Below are 15,194 nucleotides of genomic sequence, written 5' to 3'. Positions count from 1 at the left end.
CCTCCCCCACCACGGCACAGGAGAGTCACATGCCCCGCACCCCCCTGCTGCTGGGAGCCGCCGCGGCCGCGCTGGTCGCCGCGTCGGCGCTCCCGGCGCACGCGAGCCCCGCCGCCACCGCGGCCCCGGCCCGCGCGCAGGCCCCGACCGCGCCGGCACAACCGGACGACCGGGCCACCCGCATCCAGAAGGACCTCCGGCTGAAGCTCGGCGGCACGTTCGCCGGGGCCTACGTCACCAAGGGCAAGGTCGTCGTGGCGACGACCGACGCCGCCGAGACCGCCGAGATCCGCGCCGCCGGCGCGGAGCCCAGGGTGGTCGAGCGCACCGAACGGACCCTCGCCTCCGTCCAGGGCATCCTGAACAAGAACTCCGGCAAGGCGGCCAAGTCGGTCACCGCGTGGTACGTGGACACCGACACCAACACGGTGGTCGTGCAGGCGCGCTCCACCGCCGACGCCCGCGCGTTCGTGAAGGCCAGCGGCGTGGACGCCGACGCCGTCCGGATCGAGAGGTCCAGTGAGCGGCCCCGCCCGCTGTACGACCTGATCGGCGGCGAGCGCTACTGGACCCCGTCGGCCGGCTGCTCGATCGCGTTCTCGGTCACCGGCGGCTACGTCACCGCGGGGCACTGCGGGAACGTCGGCGAGACCACCAGCGGCGCCAACCAGGTGGCGCAGGGACGGTTCAGCCGGTCGTCGTTCCCCGGCAACGACTACGCCGTGGTCGACACCAACAGCCAGTGGACCCCCACCGCCAAGGTGACCCGCTGGGACGGCACCTACGAGACGGTGCAGGGCGCGACGCCCGCGCCGGTGGGCACGGCGGTGTGCCGTTCGGGCTCCACCACCAACACCCGGCTGTGGTGCGGCACGATCCAGCAGCTCAACGCCACCGTCAACTACGCCGAGGGCACCGTCACGGGCCTGATCCGCACCAACATCTGCGCCGACCCCGGCGACTCGGGCGGCGCGCTGATCACCCAGACCGGCGGCCAGGCGCAGGGCATCACCTCCGGCGGGTCGGGCACCTGCCGCGACGGCCAGGGCAGCGGCGACTCCACCTACTTCCAGCCGGTCACCGAGATCCTGGACATCATCCGCCCCGAGGGCCGCCAGCTGGTCACCGGCAGCGGCGGGCCCGGCCCGCAGCCCGGCTACTGCGACTCCTCCGCCACCAAGGTCACCGGCTCCCTGACCAGCGGCGCCAACCAGTACCAGCCGAGCGGCGGCTACACCTCCTCGGTCTCCGGCGCGCACACCGCGTGCGTCGACGGCCCGGACGGCGTGGACTTCGACCTGTACCTGCAGAAGCAGTCCAGCAGCGGCACCTGGTCCACGGTCGCGCAGTCCACCAGCCCCGGCCCGGACGAGAAGGTCAGCTACAACGGCACGGCGGGCACCTACCGCCTGCGCATCCACGCCTACAGCGGCAACGGCTCCTACACGGCGGGCTACACCAAGCCGTGACGGGCCCCTGACAGACCAACCGCCCCCCGCCAGGGATCCCCGGCCGCGCTCCCAGGTCAAGCGGCCGGGGATCCCATCTTTGTCGGTGGGGCGTGGTTCACTGTCCGGCATGCGTGAAGGAGCCTTCTGGGACGTTCAGCACGGGCGGGTGCCGCCGCCCCCGGCCGCCGTCACCCTGGGGTGGGAGCTCGTCCATGTGGACCCCGACGCGGGCACCATCGACGTGGCCTTCGAGGCGGGTGAGCGCTTCCTCAACCCGGCGGGGGTGGTCCAGGGCGGTTTCCTGGCCGCGATGCTGGACGACACCCTGGGGCCCGCCCTGGTCGCCACGTTGCCGCCGGGCCAGTTCGCCCCCACGCTGAACCTCCAGGTCCAGTTCCTGCGCCCGGCCCGTCCCGGCCGCCTGCTGGGCCACGGCGAGGTGGTCAAGCGCGGCCGGGACATCTGCTTCCTGTCCGGCACCCTCAGCGACACCGACGGGGCCCTGCTGGCCACCGCCACCGCGACCGCCAAGATCCAGTCACTCGCCCGCTGACACAGGGTTCCCGTGGTGGATCTTGTACCGGTCCGCCATTGTCCGGGCGGTGACCGGGCCGGGAGGGTCGTAGGCATGAGACGTTTCGCGGATCTGGACGAGTTCGCCGCGGCCAGGGGGGAGCACCTCGGGTACAGCCCCTGGCGGGAGGTGACCCAGCGGCGGGTCGACACCTTCGCCGACGCGACCGATGACCACCAGTGGATCCACGTGGACCCCGAACGCGCCGCCGCCGGGCCGTTCGGGGGCACGATCGCCCACGGCTACCTCACGCTCTCGCTGGTCAGCGCCTTCATGCCGGAGATCTTCCACATCGACGGCCTGACGATGGGCGTCAACGTCGGCCTCAACCGGGTCCGCTTCCCCTCCCCCGTCCGGACCGGGGCGCGGGTGCGCGGCGGGGCCGAGCTGCTGGACCTGAAGAACTCCCCGGCCGGGAAGCTGTCCACGGTCCGCGTCACCGTCGAGGTCGAGGGCGAGCGGCGTCCCGCCTGCGTCGCCGACACGCTGTCGCTGTACGTCGCCTGAACGGCCGCCCCGGCGGCGATCCGGCGTGGCGTAGCGCACCCGCGGCATTACGCTGGGGGCGACCAGTCGCGGACGAAGAGGGTGGGCGAGTGACCGACCAGCCGGAACCGATCATCACTGACGGCGTCATCATCGAGTTCATCGACGGCAAGGACGTCCCGGTGAACCACAAGGAGTTCGGCGAGCGCGCCGTCGTCATGCGCTCGGCCAAGGACGACGACGGTCCCAGGCTGTACTTCACCGAGGCCGAGTGGGACGCGTTCGTCGCCGGGGTGAAGGACGGTGAGTTCGACGACCTGCTGGAGGACGAGCCTCCGGCCCAGGTGTGACCTTCCCGGCGGGCCGCCGTCCGGTCACCGGACGACGGCCCGGCGGACGTGGCCCTTCGCCGTTCCGGGGCTAGTTGATCGAGGCTTTACCGGCGTCGCCGAGCAGGGTGATCACGCCGTTGTGGACCTGGTACGCGTGGGCGACGCCGTCGATGATCTCGCCCTTGTCGTTGAAGCGGACGCGGGGGGCGACGCCGCCGGTGTAGTCGACGGTCCGGAGCGCCTCGTTGATCGCCCGGGGATCGTCCCTGCGGGGGGCGAGGGTCGCCAGCAGGGCCCCGGCGGCGTCGTGGCCCTCGGCGGCGTAGGGGCGCGGCTCGGTCCCGTGGACGGCGCGGAAGGCGTCGCGGAAGCGGGCGTACCTCTGGTCGGCGGGGGCCTTCGGGCCGGGGATCAGGCAGGAGCAGGTGAAGACCGTGCCCTCGGCCTCCCGTGTCCCGGCGGCCCGGACGAACTCCTCGTCCAGTGCCCCGTCCGACAGGTAGAACCGGGCGGTGACCCTGGCGGCGCGGGCCCGCTTCACCAGTGGGGCGGCGGCGGGGTAGAAGCCGCCGTAGACGACGGCGTCGGCCCCGGACTCCTTGATCTTCTTGACGGCGTCGGCGTGGTCGCTCCGCGACCGGGTCCGCACGCGCGTCGGTTTCGCCCCGGCCAGGCTCAGCTTGGCGACGGCGTGGTTCGCGATGATCATGGCGTCGTGCGTCTCGTCCTCCACCACGACGACCTTCTTCGCCCCGCCCTTCGTGACGGCGAGGTCGGCGAGGGCGGTGGCCGCGACCTTGACGTCCGGGACGACGGCGTGCCAGGTCCTCCAGCCCTGCTCGACGAGGGTCGCGTTCGCGGCGGCGGGTGAGACGCTCGGGATCCCGGCCCGCTCCAGCACGGGGACGGCCCTGCGGCTCTCCTCGGAGAGGGAGGGGCCGATCACGGCGACCACCTTCCGCTCCACCGCCTGCCGCGCCGCCGCCTCCGCGAGCGCCGCGTCGCCCTTGGTGTCGTACTCGACCAGTTCGGCCTTGATCGATGGATTCCTGCGATTGTGCGCCTGGACGGCGGCCTTCGCCCCGTCCCGCATGGCCGTTCCGAGCGGGGACAGGTCGGTCACGCCCTTCGACAGCGGGCCGATGAACGCCACCCGCACGGTCTTGGCGGTCCCGCCGCCCGGTCCCTCGCCCCCGGTGTCGCGCAGGGCCCACAGCGTCGGCGGCAGCGCGGTCACCAGCGCGGCGGCCAGCGCCGACAGCGCCACCGCGCGCGTGCGGCGGCGCGGCGGCCGCGTGGACGGCGTGGGCCGCGTGGACGGCGCGAACGCCAGGTCGGCGGGGGGCGAGTAGACGAGGGTCGCGCCGCGTTCCAGCGGGTCGCCGTCCTGCGGGTCGCCGGGGTCCTGGGCGCCGACGGCGCCCAGCAGCCGGGTCAGCACCTCCGCGCTGGAGGGGCGGCGGGCCGGGTCCTTGGCCAGGCACGCGCCGACGATCTCGGCCAGCGGGCCGGGCGGCGCGTTCAGGTCGGCCTCGGCGTGCAGCACGGCGTGCATCACGGCCGGGATGGAGCCGCCGCCGAACGGCAGCCGCCCGGTCGCCGCGAACAGCATCGTCCCGCCCCAGGCGAACACGTCGGCGGCCGGGCCGACCCGCCCGCCCGCGATCTGCTCGGGGGCCATGAACGCGGGCGTCCCCACGACCTGGCTGGTGACGGTGATGGCCTCGGAGTCCAGCGCCCGCGCGATCCCGAAGTCGATCACGCGCGGGCCGCCGGGGCCGACCAGCACGTTCGGCGGCTTGAAGTCGCGGTGCACGATCCCGGCGCGGTGGATGGCGGCCAGCGCGGTCGCGGTGCCGATCGCGAGCCGGGTCAGCGCCGCCGCGTCCAGCGGGCCGTCCCGCCGCACCAGGTCGGCCAGCGAGGGGCCGTCCACGAACTCGCTGACGATGTAGGGCCGGTCGCCGTCGATGTCGGCGTCCAGGACCCGCGCGGTGCAGAACCCGGAGACCCGTTCGGCGACCTCCAGCTCCCGTACGAACCGGGCCCGCGCCGCCGGGTCCCGGCCGAGCCGGGCGTGCAGCAGCTTGACGGCCACGGTCCGCCCGGCGGCGTCCCGGCCCAGGTAGACCGAGCCCTGCCCGCCGTCGCCGAGCCGTCCGGTCAGCTCGTACCCGCCGACGCGGGTGGGATCGTCAGGTGACAGCGGCTCGGGCATCGGTCCTCCGGGGGGAGAGGGGGACGGGACGATCTTCCCTGTTCCCCCTGTGGGACGCCACCGGAGGGCCGGTCGGTTCTCAGGTTCCGATCAGCCCTCGCCGGTAGGCCCGCGCGTACTTCCGCGGGACGCGGACCTCCACGCCGTTCACCACGATGGTCACCAGGTCGGGCGCGGCGGCCTTCCACTGAGCCCGGCGATGCCGGGTGTTGCTGCGGGACTTCTTGCGTTTGGGCACGGCCATGGTCTCTCCTACCAGCTCGACTTGGTGACGCCGGGCAGCTCGCCCCGGTGGGCCAGCTCGCGGAACCGGACCCGCGACAGCCCGAACTTCCGCAGGTGGCCGCGGGGGCGCCCGTCCACGGCGTCGCGGTTGCGGACGCGGGTGGGGCTGGCGTCGCGGGGCTGCCCGGCCAGCTCCCGGACGGCGGCGGCCCGGATCGCGGGGTCGGTGCGCGGGGAGCGGATGATGCGTTTGAGCTCGGCCCGGCGCGCGGCGTAGCGGTCCACGACGGCGCGGCGGCGCTCGTTGGCCGCGATCTTGCTCTTCTTGGCCATCAGACCTTCTCCCCCCGCGCCCGGATCCGCGCCACGGCGGCCTCGATCCCGATCCTGTCCACGGTCCGGATCGCCCGGACCGACAGCCGCAGCCGCACGTACCGGCCCTCGGAGGGCAGCCAGTACCGCTTGGTCTGGAGGTTGGGGTCGAACCTGCGGGAGGTGCGCCGGTGCGAGTGCGAGACCCGCTTGCCGAACGCGGGCCCGGCCCCGGTGAGCTGGCAGCGCCGCGCCATCAGCGCTCCTCCCGGTACAGGACGTGCCTGCGCGCCACGGGGTCGTACTTGCGCAGGGTCAGGCGGTCGGGGTCGTTGCGGCGGTTCTTGCGGGTCACGTAGGTGTGCCCGGTGCCCGCGGTGGACCGCAGCTTGATCACCGGACGCAGCTCGTTGCGAGCCATGGGTTTCTCCTTTCGGCCGGGACGACACTATAGTGAAAACGGTTTTCATTTCCAACAAGGGAGGGTCCATGTCCGTTCCCGTGGCGCTGGTGGCCGGGCTGCACGCGTCCGCCCGGACCGCCGTCGTCGACCGGCTGCTGGCCGCCCACCCCGGCGCGGTGGCGGTCCACCACGACCTGCGGGCCATCGCGGACGGCCGCGTGGTCCGCACCGTGCGGGACGCCTGGGGCCTGCGCGACCGCACCGTGATCCGCCTCGAACACCCCTGCGTGACCTGCACCGTCCGCGAGGACCTGCTGCCGGAGCTGGTCCGCCTCGCCGACACCTCCCGGTTGCTGGTCGCGGACCTGTGGGACTCGGTGGAGCCCCGCGCGGTCGCGGAGTTCCTGGAGCACGCCGGGACGCTGCGCCTGACCGCGGTGGTCACCGCCGTGGACACGCGGCTGACCCCGGTGGACGTGTGCCGGGGCGAGACCCTGACCGGGTCGGGCCGGATCGGCACGGCCGGCGACGAGCGCTGCGTGGCCGAGGTCCTGACCCGCCAGATCGAGTACGCCACCGCCCTGGCCGTCCCCGACCCCGGCCCCGACGACGACCTCGACCTGTGCCGCGAGCTGCTGTCCCACCTGGCCCCGACGACCCCGCAGCACCTCCCGGACGACCCGCCGCCGCCGGTCACCGGCCCCGCCCTGCACCCGCGCGAGCTGGCCGCCCGCGTGGACCCCGCCACCGCCCGCCTCCCCCAGGAGGCGGCGACCGGCGAGGTGACCACCGTCGTGTGGCGGCGCACCGCGCCCCTGCACCCGGCGCGCTTCTTCGACGCGATGGACGCCCTGGCCTCCGAGTCGGTCCGCAGCCGGGGCCGCTTCTGGCTGGCCAACCGCCCCGACCGGATGCTGGCCTGGGACGCGACGGCCGGGGTGGTCACGGTGGAGGACGTGGGCCCGTGGCTGGCGTCCCTCCCGGAGGCGGCCTGGGAGATGGTCCCGCCGATCCGCCGGGCGGCCGCCGCCCTGGACTGGACCGCCGACCACGGCGACCGCGTCCAGCACCTGACGTTCACGGCCCCCGACCTGGACCGCGACCGGGTCCACGCCCTCCTGGACGGCTGCCTGCTGGCCCCGGACGAGTCGCCGGAGAACGTGGAGGACCCGTTCGCCCCGTTCCTGCCGGGTCCCGCCTAGAGCGCCCCGGCGGACACCATGCCGAGCCAGGCCGCGCCTAGGCCCGCCGTCACCGAGACCGCCGCGTTCGCCACCGCCTGGGCGCGGGCCCGCTCCTCGAACAGGCGCAGCGTCTCGTAGCCGAACGTCGAGTACGTCGTCAGCGCGCCGCAGAAGCCCGTCCCGAGCAGCGCCATCGCGCCGGGGCCCGCCGGGAGGGCCGTCAGGAAGCCGAGGATCGCCGAGCCGGTGACGTTCACGGCGAGGGTGCCCCAGGGGAACGGCGTGGCGTGGCGGGCCTGGACCGCCCGGTCGGCCAGGTAGCGGAGCGGCGCGCCGACCGCCGCGCCCGCCGCCACCAGCAGGGCCGCGGGGACGCTCACCGGCGCGCCGCCCACCGGGTCGCGCGGACGCCCGCCAGCACCGCCGCCAGCGCGCAGGCCAGCGTCGCCGCCAGGTAGGCCAGGGCGAGGTGCGGGGCCCCGTGCCGGACCGCCTGGTGGGCGTCGACCGTGTAGGTCGAGAACGTCGTGAACCCTCCCAGCACGCCCGTCCCCAGGAACGGCCGGACCAGGTGGTGCGGGCGGCGCACCTCCGTGACCAGCACCATCAGCACGCCGATCAGCAGGCAGCCGACGGTGTTGATCCCCAGCGTGGCCCAGGCGAACGCGCCGGGGGCGTGCGGGAACGCCGCGCCGACGCCGTACCGGGCCAGCGCCCCCAGCGCGCCGCCCGCCGACACCGCCGCCACGGTCGTCCGGGGATGGCGGCGCAGTTCCGCGCGCTGCTCCGGAACGCGCAGGTCCACGTCGGGGTCGACGGGCCGGTCCGTGCTGTCGGGCATACCGATGTTCCTACCAGGCCGACGCCGGATCTCCGGCCCCTTGGTCGGTCCGGGGCCGCTCCGCGGGCGCCCTTTCTTTGGTCTTGACGGCGCCAATCGCCCGTGAGAACGTTCTCTCACTCGCAGCGAGAGAACGTTCTCACACGGTCCGACCAGCGGCTTCGATCCCCCCATCCGCACTGACCGGTGCGCCGTGGACGCCTGCCGTCCAGCGCTTGCGCACACATTGGAGAAAGAGATGCGAAAGGTCCCCACGAGGCGTACGGCGCTCCTGGCGATCGCTCTGGCGGCGGCGTCGGCGGCAGGGTGCGGCTCGGGCGCCGAGGCGGGCGCGGGCGGCGGCCAGGCCGAGGGCGTGGCCAAGGCGGGCGTGCTCAAGGTGGGCACGACCAACAACGTCCGCCCCTACGCCTACGCCGAGAACGGCAAGCTCACCGGGTTCGAGATCGAGCTGATGGACGCGGCCGCCCAGAGGATCGGGCTGCGCACCTCCTATGTGGCCCTGGACTTCTCGGCGCTGCTCCCGGCGGTCAACAACCGGCAGTTCGACGTGGTCAGCGCCGCCGTCGGGATCACCCCGCAGCGCCGGAAGGTGGTGGACTTCTCCGACGGCTACCTCGCCGGCTACCTCGGCGTGCTGGCCGCCCCGGGCAGCGGGATCACCTCCGACGCCGCCTCCGTGCGCGGCAAGCGCATCGCGGTGCTCCAGGGCTCGATCCAGGACGCCAACGCCGGGAAGTTCGTCCCCGGCGCCGAGATCGTGCGGTTCCCCGACAGCAACTCGGCCGACCTGGCGCTCAAGAACCGGCGGGTCGACGGGTTCTTCAACGACTTCGAGCCCAACCTGGCGATCGCCAAAAAGTACCCCGGCCTGCGCCTGTCGCAGCCGTTCACCGTCCCCTCCACCGACCACCCGGCGGGCTGGGGCGTGCGCAAGGGCAACTCGGTGCTGGTCGGCAAGCTCAACGGGGCGCTCAAGCAGGTCGTCGCCGACGGCACCTGGCTGCGGCTGTACAAGAAGTACTTCCCCGAGAGCCCGGTGCCCGGCGCGGACCAGCTCCCGCCCTACACCGCCAAGGCGTAGCCGTGAACGACCTGCTTCACAACTTCTTCGACTGGGAGCTGATCCGGCAGGTGCTGCCGGACCTGCTCACCTACGGGCTGGCCAACACCCTGATGCTGGCGGTGGCCTCGGCGCTGCTGGGCAGCGTGATCGGCATGGTGCTGGCGATCATGGGGCTGTCGCGGCGCCGGTGGGCGCGGCTGCCCGCCCGCGTCTACATCGACCTGTTCCGGGGGCTGCCCGCCGCGCTGACGATCCTGATGGTCGGCGAGGGCGTGTTCTCGGCGCAGGTGGGCTGGCTGGCCTCGCCGTACCCGGTGGCCGTCCTGGCGCTCAGCCTGATGTCGGGCGCCTACATCGGCGAGATCTTCCGGTCCGGCATCCAGAGCGTCGACAGGGGGCAGGGCGAGGCGTGCCGCGCGCTGGGCCTCACCCACGCCCAGTCGCTGCGCCTGGTCGTGGTGCCGCAGGGCGTCCGGCGGGTGCTGCCCGCGCTGGTCAACCAGTTCATCGCCATCATCAAGGACTCCAGCCTGGTGTACTTCCTCGGCCTGGTGACCAGCCAGCGCGAGCTGTTCCGCATCGGCCAGGACGAGGCGGTGGCGTCGGGCAACCTGTCGCCGCTGCTGGCCACGGGCCTGTGCTACCTGATCCTCACCGTCCCGCTGACCCATCTGGTGAACCACATCGACCGGCGGATGCGCGAGGGCTCCCGCCCCGCCCCGGCCGCCGACGACCGGCCGGTCGCCACGGCCACGGAAGGAGCGCCCGCATGACGACCGCGAAGGCGGACGGGCAGCGCTACCGGGGCGCGTCGCTGCGGGCCCGCGACATCCGCATGCGGTTCGGGCCGGTGGAGGTGCTGCGCGGCGCCGGCCTGGACGCGGCCGCCGGCGAGGTGGTGTGCGTGATCGGCCCGTCCGGGTCGGGCAAGTCGACGCTGCTGCGCTGCCTGAACGGCATGGAGACCCGCACCTCCGGCACGGTGCTGCTGGACGGGCGCGACACCGCCGACCTCGACGTCAACGTGCTGCGGCAGCGCGTCGGCATGGTGTTCCAGCACTTCAACCTGTTCCCCAACAAGACCGCGCTGCAGAACGTCGCGCTCGCGCTCACCCACGTCAAGAGGATGCCCCGGGAGCGGGCCGCCGAGGTCGCGCTGCGCCGCCTTGGCGACGTCGGACTGGCCGACCGCGCCGGGCACCGGCCCGCGCAGCTTTCGGGCGGCCAGCAGCAGCGCGTCGCGATCGCGCGGGCGCTGGCGATGGAGCCGGAGGTGATGCTGCTCGACGAGGTCACCAGCGCCCTCGACCCCGAGCTCGTCAAGGGCGTGCTGGAGTTGATGGCCGAACTGGCCCGCGGAGGCATGACAATGATCGTTGTGACGCACGAGATGGGCTTCGCGCGGCGGGTCGCCGACACGGTGGTGTTCATGGACGCCGGGGTGGTCGTCGAGGCGGGCCCGCCCGAGCAGATCTTCGAGGCCCCCGCGTCGCCGCGGCTGGCGAAGTTCCTGTCGCAGGTGCTGTGATGGGCGCCGGCACCGGTCCCCGGGGGAGCCGTCCCACCGTGGCCGACGTCGCCCGCGAGGCCGGGGTGTCGGTGGCCACGGCCGGGCGCGCGCTCGGCGGGTACGGCCGCGTCCGCGAGGACCTGCGCGCCCGCATCCGCGAGGCCGCCGACCGGCTGGGCTACTCGCCGAACGCCATCGCGCGCAGCATGCGCTCGGGCGGGACGCGCAGCATCGGCTTCATCGGCGCCGACATCGCCAACCCCTACTTCGCCGCCGCGATGCGCGGCGTGTGCGACGTGGCGCGGGCGGAGGGGTACGAGGCGATCCTGTTCAACGTCGACGACCGGCTCGACGTCGAGCGCAACGCCGTCCAGGTGCTGCTGGACAAGCAGATCGACGGGATCGTGGTGTCGCCCACCTCGGTCACCGACGTGGGGCACCTGCGGCGCGCGCAGGAACGCGGCGTCCCGGTCGTGCTGCTCGACCGCACCAGCCCGCTCGTGGACGCCGACAGCGTCGTGATAGACAACGTGGCCGCGGCGCGCGGCGCGACCGCGCACCTGCTGGACCGCGGGCACCGCCGGATCGGGCTGCTGGCGTCGATCGACCCCGCCGAGGGGCCGGAGCTGGTGGCCGCGCCGGGCGGCGCGGGGCTCGGCGTGCGGGGCGCGGCGCGTCCCTCGGTCGACCGTATCCGCGGGTTCCTGGCCGCGCTGGACGAGCGCGCGGTGACCGCGGACCGGGAGCTGGTGCGCTTCGGCCCGTTCCTGGACGTCACGACGGCCGAGCGGGAGGCGGTGGCGCTGCTGTCGCTGCCCGACCCGCCGACCGCGGTGTTCGCCGCCGAGAACGTCACCACCCAGGGCCTGTACACCGCGGCCCGCCGGTGCGGACGGGCCGTGCCGGGGGACCTGTCGCTGGTCGGCTTCGACGACCTGGACTGGACCTCGCTGGTCGACCCGCCGGTCACGGTGGTGGCCCAGTCGCCGATCGACATGGGCCGCGCCGCCGCCGAGCGGCTGTTCCGCCGGATCAAGGGCGACGACGCGCCCCGCGAGCGGATCGTCCTGCCGACGCGGCTCGTCGTCCGCTCCAGCACCGCCGAACTCTGACGCGCCCGAGCGCCTTCTTCCTCGACCTTCTTACGAGAGGTGTTTCCTCATGTCCGTTTCCCCTTCCCGTCCCCGCGTCGCCGTGGTGGGCGGCGGCGTCATCGGCGTGTCCACCGCCCGGGAGCTGGCCCGGCGCGGCGCCGACGTCGTGCTGGTCACCGAGGGCTCCCTCGCCGACCAGGCGACGGGCCGTTCGCTGGCGTGGCTGAACTCCTTCGGCGGCGCGCGCTCGCGGGAGTACCACCACCTGCGGCTGCTGGGCGTCGACCGCTATCGCACGTTCGCCGCCCGGGTGCCCGGCTCGTCCGCCTACCTGCGTTTCGACGGCGGCCTCACCTGGGCGGCGCCCGGCGAGGCCGCCGGGCACCGCGAGGCGCTGGCCCACATGCGGCGCAACGGCTACGACGCGCACTGGCTGAGCCGCGAGGAGGTCGCCGCCTGGACGCCCGGCGTGGACCCCGGCGCGATCCCCGACGAGGGCGCGATCTTCAACCCGGGTGAGGGCTGGGTGGAGCTCGCGCCGCTGGTGCGGTGGCTCGCCGACGACCTGGCCGCCGCCGGCGGCCGGATCGTCGAGGGCGCCGGGCCCGCCGAGCCGGTCGTGGAGAACGGCCGCGCCGTCGCCGTGCGCACCGGCGCGGGCGAGCGGATCGGGGCCGACGCGGTCCTGCTGGCCACGGGCGCCGCCGTCCCGCACATGGCCGCGCGGTTCGGCGCCCGGATCGCCGACGCGACCCCGCTGGCGCTGCTCGTGCGCGCCCGGCCCGCCGGGACCGCGCTGCGGGCCGTGCTCAACACCCCGCGCGTGGCGCTGCGCCCCGCGCCGGACGGCGCGCTGGTCATGGACTCCGACGCCGCCGCCGGGGAGGTGGTCGTCCACGACGGGGGCGGCTACGAGGTGAAGGCCGACACGGTCGAGGGGCTGCTGCGCGAGGCGTCGGCGGTGCTGGCGGGCCACCCCGATCTCGTGCTGGACTCCTACGGCGTCGGCCCCAAGCCGATCCCCGGCGACGGCGAGCCGGTCCTCGGCGAGCTCGACGGGGTGCGCGGGCTGTTCGTGGCGTTCACCCACAGCGGCGCCACGCTCGGGCTGATCGCCGGTGAGCTGCTGGCCGAGGAGATCGTCACCGGCGGGCGCGGGCCGCTGCTGTCGGCGTTCCGGCCCGGCCGCTTCGCGCGCGGGCAGGCCCGGTGACCGCGCCGGTGCGCATCGGCCTGGTCGGCTACGGCTTCGGCGGCCGCCACTTCCACGCGCCGCTGCTCGCCTCGGCGCCCGGGTGCGCGTTCGTGGGCGTGGTGACCACCTCCCCCGAACGCCGCCGCCAGGTCGCCGGCCGGTGGGACCTGCCGGCGTTCGACTCGCTGGAGGACCTGGCCGCCGCCGGGGCCGAGGCCGTCGCGATCTCCACGCCCGCGGACACGCACCTGCCGCTGACCCGGCGGGCGCTGCGGCTCGGTCTGGCGGTGGTGTGCGACAAGCCGTTCACCCTCGACGCGGACGGCGCGCGCGAGACCGTCGAGCTGGCCGAACGCCTCGGGGTGCCGCTGACCGTCTACCAGAACCGGCGCTGGGACTCCGACTTCCTGACGGCGCGGCGCCTGGTCGGCTCCGGCGCGCTGGGCGCGCTGACGCTGCTGGAGTCGCGGTTCGAGCGGTTCGCGCCCGAGCCCGGCCCGCCCGCCGCCGGGGGCGGCACGCTGCTGGACTTCGGCAGCCACCTGGTCGACCAGGCCCTGGTGCTGTGCGGGCCGGTCGAGCGGGTGTACGCCGAGGCGCACCACCGCGACGGCCCGGACGGCGGCCTGGACGACGACGTGTTCGTGGCGCTCACCCATCGCGGCGGCGTCCGGTCGCGCCTGTGGGGAAGCTGGCGGCAGGGCGCGCCGGGGCCGCGGTTCCGCGTCGGCGGCACCGCCGGGGCCTATGTGGTCGACGGCGTGGACGGGCAGGAGGCGCTGCTGGTCGGCGGCGCGTCCCCGGCGTCGGAGGGCGACGCCTGGGGCGTCGAGCCGCCCGAGCGGTGGGGACGGCTGACGCGCGGCGACGAGGGCGAGACCGTTCCGTCGGAGCGGGGCGCGTGGGACGCCTTCTATCCGGCGTTCGCGGCGGCGGTCCGCGGCGCCGGTCCGGTCCCGGTCGACCCGCGCGACGCGGTCGCGACCGCCGCCGTCCTGGACGCCGCCCGGCGCAGCGCGGTCACCGGCGAGGTGGCGCGCCCGGCGGACCTCGGGGAGATCTGAGAAGAAAGCGGGCCTCGCAACGGAATGCCCCTCCCGCGCGTCCTCTTCATACAGGAGATGATCAGCACTGTCGGGGGGACGGAACCGTGAACTACATGTGGGCGCTGTCGCGGGCCCTGTGGCGGGCGCTGCGCGACGGGAGGAGGGAGCCGCCGCCCCCGGGCGAGGGGAACGGCGGCTCCGGGCGGCGGCCCCCCGTCAGGCGGTGAGCTCGGCCCAGCGGGCGAACAGGGCCTCCTCACCGGCCGGGGTGAGGTCGCCGAGCAGGCGGAGGCGGGCCAGGCCGCCGTCGGGGTGGATGTCCACGCGCACGGAGGTGACCTCCGGCAGCCCCTCCAGCCGGAAGCGGTGGCGGCCGTCCGGCTGGACGCGGGTGCGCGGCATCAGCTCCACCCACGCGTCCTTGTCGTCGGGGTCCGCCGTGCGCTCGTCGACCCCCCACAGCGCCACGGCGGCGGGCGCGTTGAACTTCAGGTTGACGGTGTCGAACTCGGCGAGCCTGATCACGCCCGGCGCGGCCAGCCTGACCACCGCCCAGTCGTGGCCCGCGTCGCGGCGGCGCGCGGTCTCCCAGCCCTCGGCCTGGTTGCGGGCGGCGCCGGGGGCGAGCATGTTGTCCGGCGAGGAGTAGAACATGTTCGAGCACGCGGTGACGCGCGCCCCGTTCTCCAGCGCCGCCAGGTCCACGGTGAGGCCGGTGAGCAGGCGCGGGTCCGGGACGACATCGCCGTGGACGCGCAGCCGGGCGATGCCGCCGTCGGGGAACATGTTCAGCCGGACGTGCGTGAACCGCCGCCGGACCGCCACCTCGAAGTGGTGCGCCCGGTCCCCCTCCAGCGGGCTCCTCGGAACGATCTCCACCCACTCGGCGGCGGCCAGCTCGGCGGGCGAGGGGTGACCCTCGACGGCGCACGCCTCGACCGAGGCGTGCGGCGGGAAGTTCCCCTTGAACCACGCCGTGTCGATCACCACGCCGCGGACCACCCCCGGCAGCCCCAGCCGCACGATCGCCCAGTCGTGGCCCAGCTCGCCGCCGGCGTCCGGGCGGCGGCGCGCGGTCTCCCAGCCGTCGTACTCCTGTCCCTTCGGGCCGAAGGTCTCCGGGTGGAACGCCGGGGCCCACGGGTTGATCAGGTTCTCCTTCTCCTCGAACGACTCGTCGCTGGCGGCGATCACGGAGCCGCCGAGGGTGCGGACGGCCAGGTCCGGAAGGGAGAGGAACTCGCTCACGAAATGCTC

General features: G+C 74.6%; 20 protein-coding genes. 12 read left to right on the top strand and 8 right to left on the bottom strand.

Annotation, left to right across the window (positions count from 1 at the left end; all coding sequences use genetic code 11):
* The first annotated feature begins 29 nt into the window (after positions 1 to 29).
* The 4 genes from HNR61_RS03475 (at position 30) to HNR61_RS03460 (ending at position 2,861) form a co-directional block, all read left to right on the top strand.
* Complete coding sequence (locus tag HNR61_RS03475; protein ID WP_182841608.1) at positions 30 to 1,469, top strand: S1 family peptidase; 1,440 nt, start codon at positions 30 to 32, stop codon at positions 1,467 to 1,469.
* A gap of 109 nt (positions 1,470 to 1,578) precedes the next feature.
* The gene (locus tag HNR61_RS03470; RefSeq protein WP_182841607.1) at positions 1,579 to 2,004 is read left to right on the top strand and encodes a PaaI family thioesterase; all 426 of its coding nucleotides are present in this window, start codon (positions 1,579 to 1,581) and stop codon (positions 2,002 to 2,004) included.
* Positions 2,005 to 2,079: 75 nt separating this feature from the next.
* Positions 2,080 to 2,532, top strand: a complete 453-nt coding sequence (locus HNR61_RS03465) for a MaoC family dehydratase (RefSeq protein ID WP_182841606.1) — start codon at positions 2,080 to 2,082, stop codon at positions 2,530 to 2,532.
* Between the two features lie 89 nt (positions 2,533 to 2,621).
* Positions 2,622 to 2,861 (top strand): DUF397 domain-containing protein, encoded by a 240-nt coding sequence (locus HNR61_RS03460; protein WP_067826703.1) that lies wholly within the window; start codon positions 2,622 to 2,624, stop codon positions 2,859 to 2,861.
* A gap of 70 nt (positions 2,862 to 2,931) precedes the next feature.
* Here the strand turns inward: HNR61_RS03460 and HNR61_RS03455 are convergent, their stop codons facing one another.
* The 5 genes from HNR61_RS03455 to rpmG form a co-directional block, all read right to left on the bottom strand.
* Complete coding sequence (locus tag HNR61_RS03455; RefSeq protein WP_182841605.1) at positions 2,932 to 5,061, bottom strand: bifunctional serine/threonine-protein kinase/ABC transporter substrate-binding protein; 2,130 nt, start codon at positions 5,059 to 5,061, stop codon at positions 2,932 to 2,934.
* Between the two features lie 79 nt (positions 5,062 to 5,140).
* Positions 5,141 to 5,305 carry a 50S ribosomal protein L32 gene (gene rpmF / locus HNR61_RS03450; RefSeq protein ID WP_182841604.1) on the bottom strand — a complete coding sequence of 55 codons (165 nt, stop codon included), beginning with the start codon at positions 5,303 to 5,305 and terminating at the stop codon, positions 5,141 to 5,143.
* Positions 5,306 to 5,313: 8 nt separating this feature from the next.
* A complete protein-coding gene (gene rpsN / locus HNR61_RS03445; protein ID WP_182841603.1) occupies positions 5,314 to 5,619 on the bottom strand; it encodes a 30S ribosomal protein S14 in 306 nt (101 codons plus the stop codon).
* The gene (gene rpmB, locus HNR61_RS03440; RefSeq protein ID WP_067812385.1) at positions 5,619 to 5,855 is read right to left on the bottom strand and encodes a 50S ribosomal protein L28; all 237 of its coding nucleotides are present in this window, start codon (positions 5,853 to 5,855) and stop codon (positions 5,619 to 5,621) included. The genes rpsN and rpmB overlap by 1 nt, the downstream gene beginning before the upstream one ends.
* Positions 5,855 to 6,019 (bottom strand): 50S ribosomal protein L33, encoded by a 165-nt coding sequence (gene rpmG / locus HNR61_RS03435; RefSeq protein ID WP_067812386.1) that lies wholly within the window; start codon positions 6,017 to 6,019, stop codon positions 5,855 to 5,857. Before rpmG ends, rpmB begins: the two co-directional genes overlap by 1 nt.
* A gap of 68 nt (positions 6,020 to 6,087) precedes the next feature.
* Between rpmG and HNR61_RS03430 the strand changes: the two genes are divergently transcribed.
* On the top strand, positions 6,088 to 7,203 hold the full coding sequence (locus HNR61_RS03430) for a CobW family GTP-binding protein (RefSeq protein ID WP_182841602.1): 1,116 nt from the start codon (positions 6,088 to 6,090) through the stop codon (positions 7,201 to 7,203).
* Here the strand turns inward: HNR61_RS03430 and crcB are convergent.
* Both crcB and HNR61_RS03420 read right to left on the bottom strand, forming a co-directional pair.
* Positions 7,200 to 7,565, bottom strand: a complete 366-nt coding sequence (gene crcB, locus HNR61_RS03425) for a fluoride efflux transporter CrcB (protein ID WP_312897750.1) — start codon at positions 7,563 to 7,565, stop codon at positions 7,200 to 7,202. The genes HNR61_RS03430 and crcB overlap by 4 nt on opposite strands.
* Entirely contained in the window at positions 7,562 to 8,026 is a 465-nt protein-coding gene (locus HNR61_RS03420) for a fluoride efflux transporter FluC (protein ID WP_182841601.1), read from the bottom strand. The genes crcB and HNR61_RS03420 overlap by 4 nt, the downstream gene beginning before the upstream one ends.
* Before the next feature lie 238 nt (positions 8,027 to 8,264).
* Here HNR61_RS03420 and HNR61_RS03415 point away from each other — a divergent pair, with 238 nt between their 5' ends.
* From HNR61_RS03415 to HNR61_RS49020, 7 genes are all read left to right on the top strand, one after another.
* Positions 8,265 to 9,110, top strand: coding sequence for a substrate-binding periplasmic protein (locus HNR61_RS03415; protein WP_182841600.1), 846 nt, complete (start codon positions 8,265 to 8,267; stop codon positions 9,108 to 9,110).
* Between the two features lie 2 nt (positions 9,111 to 9,112).
* Positions 9,113 to 9,865, top strand: coding sequence for an amino acid ABC transporter permease (locus tag HNR61_RS03410; RefSeq protein ID WP_182841599.1), 753 nt, complete (start codon positions 9,113 to 9,115; stop codon positions 9,863 to 9,865).
* Positions 9,862 to 10,620: an amino acid ABC transporter ATP-binding protein gene (locus tag HNR61_RS03405; protein ID WP_182841598.1), complete on the top strand. Its 759-nt coding sequence runs from the start codon at positions 9,862 to 9,864 to the stop codon at positions 10,618 to 10,620. The genes HNR61_RS03410 and HNR61_RS03405 overlap by 4 nt, the downstream gene beginning before the upstream one ends.
* Positions 10,620 to 11,714 carry a LacI family DNA-binding transcriptional regulator gene (locus HNR61_RS03400; RefSeq protein WP_220508876.1) on the top strand — a complete coding sequence of 365 codons (1,095 nt, stop codon included), beginning with the start codon at positions 10,620 to 10,622 and terminating at the stop codon, positions 11,712 to 11,714. The genes HNR61_RS03405 and HNR61_RS03400 overlap by 1 nt, the downstream gene beginning before the upstream one ends.
* Positions 11,715 to 11,763: 49 nt before the next feature.
* The gene (locus HNR61_RS03395) at positions 11,764 to 12,909 is read left to right on the top strand and encodes an NAD(P)/FAD-dependent oxidoreductase (RefSeq protein WP_182841597.1); all 1,146 of its coding nucleotides are present in this window, start codon (positions 11,764 to 11,766) and stop codon (positions 12,907 to 12,909) included.
* Positions 12,906 to 13,955, top strand: a complete 1,050-nt coding sequence (locus HNR61_RS03390; protein WP_182841596.1) for a Gfo/Idh/MocA family protein — start codon at positions 12,906 to 12,908, stop codon at positions 13,953 to 13,955. Before HNR61_RS03395 ends, HNR61_RS03390 begins: the two co-directional genes overlap by 4 nt.
* Positions 13,956 to 14,041: 86 nt before the next feature.
* Positions 14,042 to 14,164, top strand: a complete 123-nt coding sequence (locus tag HNR61_RS49020) for a hypothetical protein (protein ID WP_281400291.1) — start codon at positions 14,042 to 14,044, stop codon at positions 14,162 to 14,164.
* Here HNR61_RS49020 and alc read toward each other — a convergent pair.
* Positions 14,154 to 15,185, bottom strand: a complete 1,032-nt coding sequence (gene alc / locus HNR61_RS03385; protein ID WP_182841595.1) for an allantoicase — start codon at positions 15,183 to 15,185, stop codon at positions 14,154 to 14,156. The two genes, HNR61_RS49020 and alc, sit on opposite strands and share 11 nt — an antisense overlap.
* Positions 15,186 to 15,194 lie beyond the last annotated feature (9 nt).

The sequence above is a fragment of the Actinomadura kijaniata genome (assembly GCF_014138665.1).
GTDB classification, from domain to species: Bacteria; Actinomycetota; Actinomycetes; order Streptosporangiales; family Streptosporangiaceae; genus Spirillospora; species Spirillospora kijaniata.
The sequence above is the reverse complement of the archived record's forward strand: the minus strand, read 5'-3'. Positions and strand labels throughout refer to the sequence as shown.

Coding starts and splice junctions, on each gene's coding strand:
- HNR61_RS03475 (WP_182841608.1), top strand. CDS start 30: ATGCCCCGCACCCCCCTGCTGCTGGGAGCCGCCGCGGCCGCGCTGGTC.
- HNR61_RS03470 (WP_182841607.1), top strand. CDS start 1,579: ATGCGTGAAGGAGCCTTCTGGGACGTTCAGCACGGGCGGGTGCCGCCG.
- HNR61_RS03465 (WP_182841606.1), top strand. CDS start 2,080: ATGAGACGTTTCGCGGATCTGGACGAGTTCGCCGCGGCCAGGGGGGAG.
- HNR61_RS03455 (WP_182841605.1), bottom strand. CDS start 5,061: ATGCCCGAGCCGCTGTCACCTGACGATCCCACCCGCGTCGGCGGGTAC.
- rpmF (WP_182841604.1), bottom strand. CDS start 5,305: ATGGCCGTGCCCAAACGCAAGAAGTCCCGCAGCAACACCCGGCATCGC.
- rpsN (WP_182841603.1), bottom strand. CDS start 5,619: ATGGCCAAGAAGAGCAAGATCGCGGCCAACGAGCGCCGCCGCGCCGTC.
- rpmB (WP_067812385.1), bottom strand. CDS start 5,855: ATGGCGCGGCGCTGCCAGCTCACCGGGGCCGGGCCCGCGTTCGGCAAG.
- rpmG (WP_067812386.1), bottom strand. CDS start 6,019: ATGGCTCGCAACGAGCTGCGTCCGGTGATCAAGCTGCGGTCCACCGCG.
- HNR61_RS03430 (WP_182841602.1), top strand. CDS start 6,088: ATGTCCGTTCCCGTGGCGCTGGTGGCCGGGCTGCACGCGTCCGCCCGG.
- HNR61_RS03420 (WP_182841601.1), bottom strand. CDS start 8,026: ATGCCCGACAGCACGGACCGGCCCGTCGACCCCGACGTGGACCTGCGC.
- HNR61_RS03415 (WP_182841600.1), top strand. CDS start 8,265: ATGCGAAAGGTCCCCACGAGGCGTACGGCGCTCCTGGCGATCGCTCTG.
- HNR61_RS03405 (WP_182841598.1), top strand. CDS start 9,862: ATGACGACCGCGAAGGCGGACGGGCAGCGCTACCGGGGCGCGTCGCTG.
- HNR61_RS03400 (WP_220508876.1), top strand. CDS start 10,620: ATGGGCGCCGGCACCGGTCCCCGGGGGAGCCGTCCCACCGTGGCCGAC.
- HNR61_RS03395 (WP_182841597.1), top strand. CDS start 11,764: ATGTCCGTTTCCCCTTCCCGTCCCCGCGTCGCCGTGGTGGGCGGCGGC.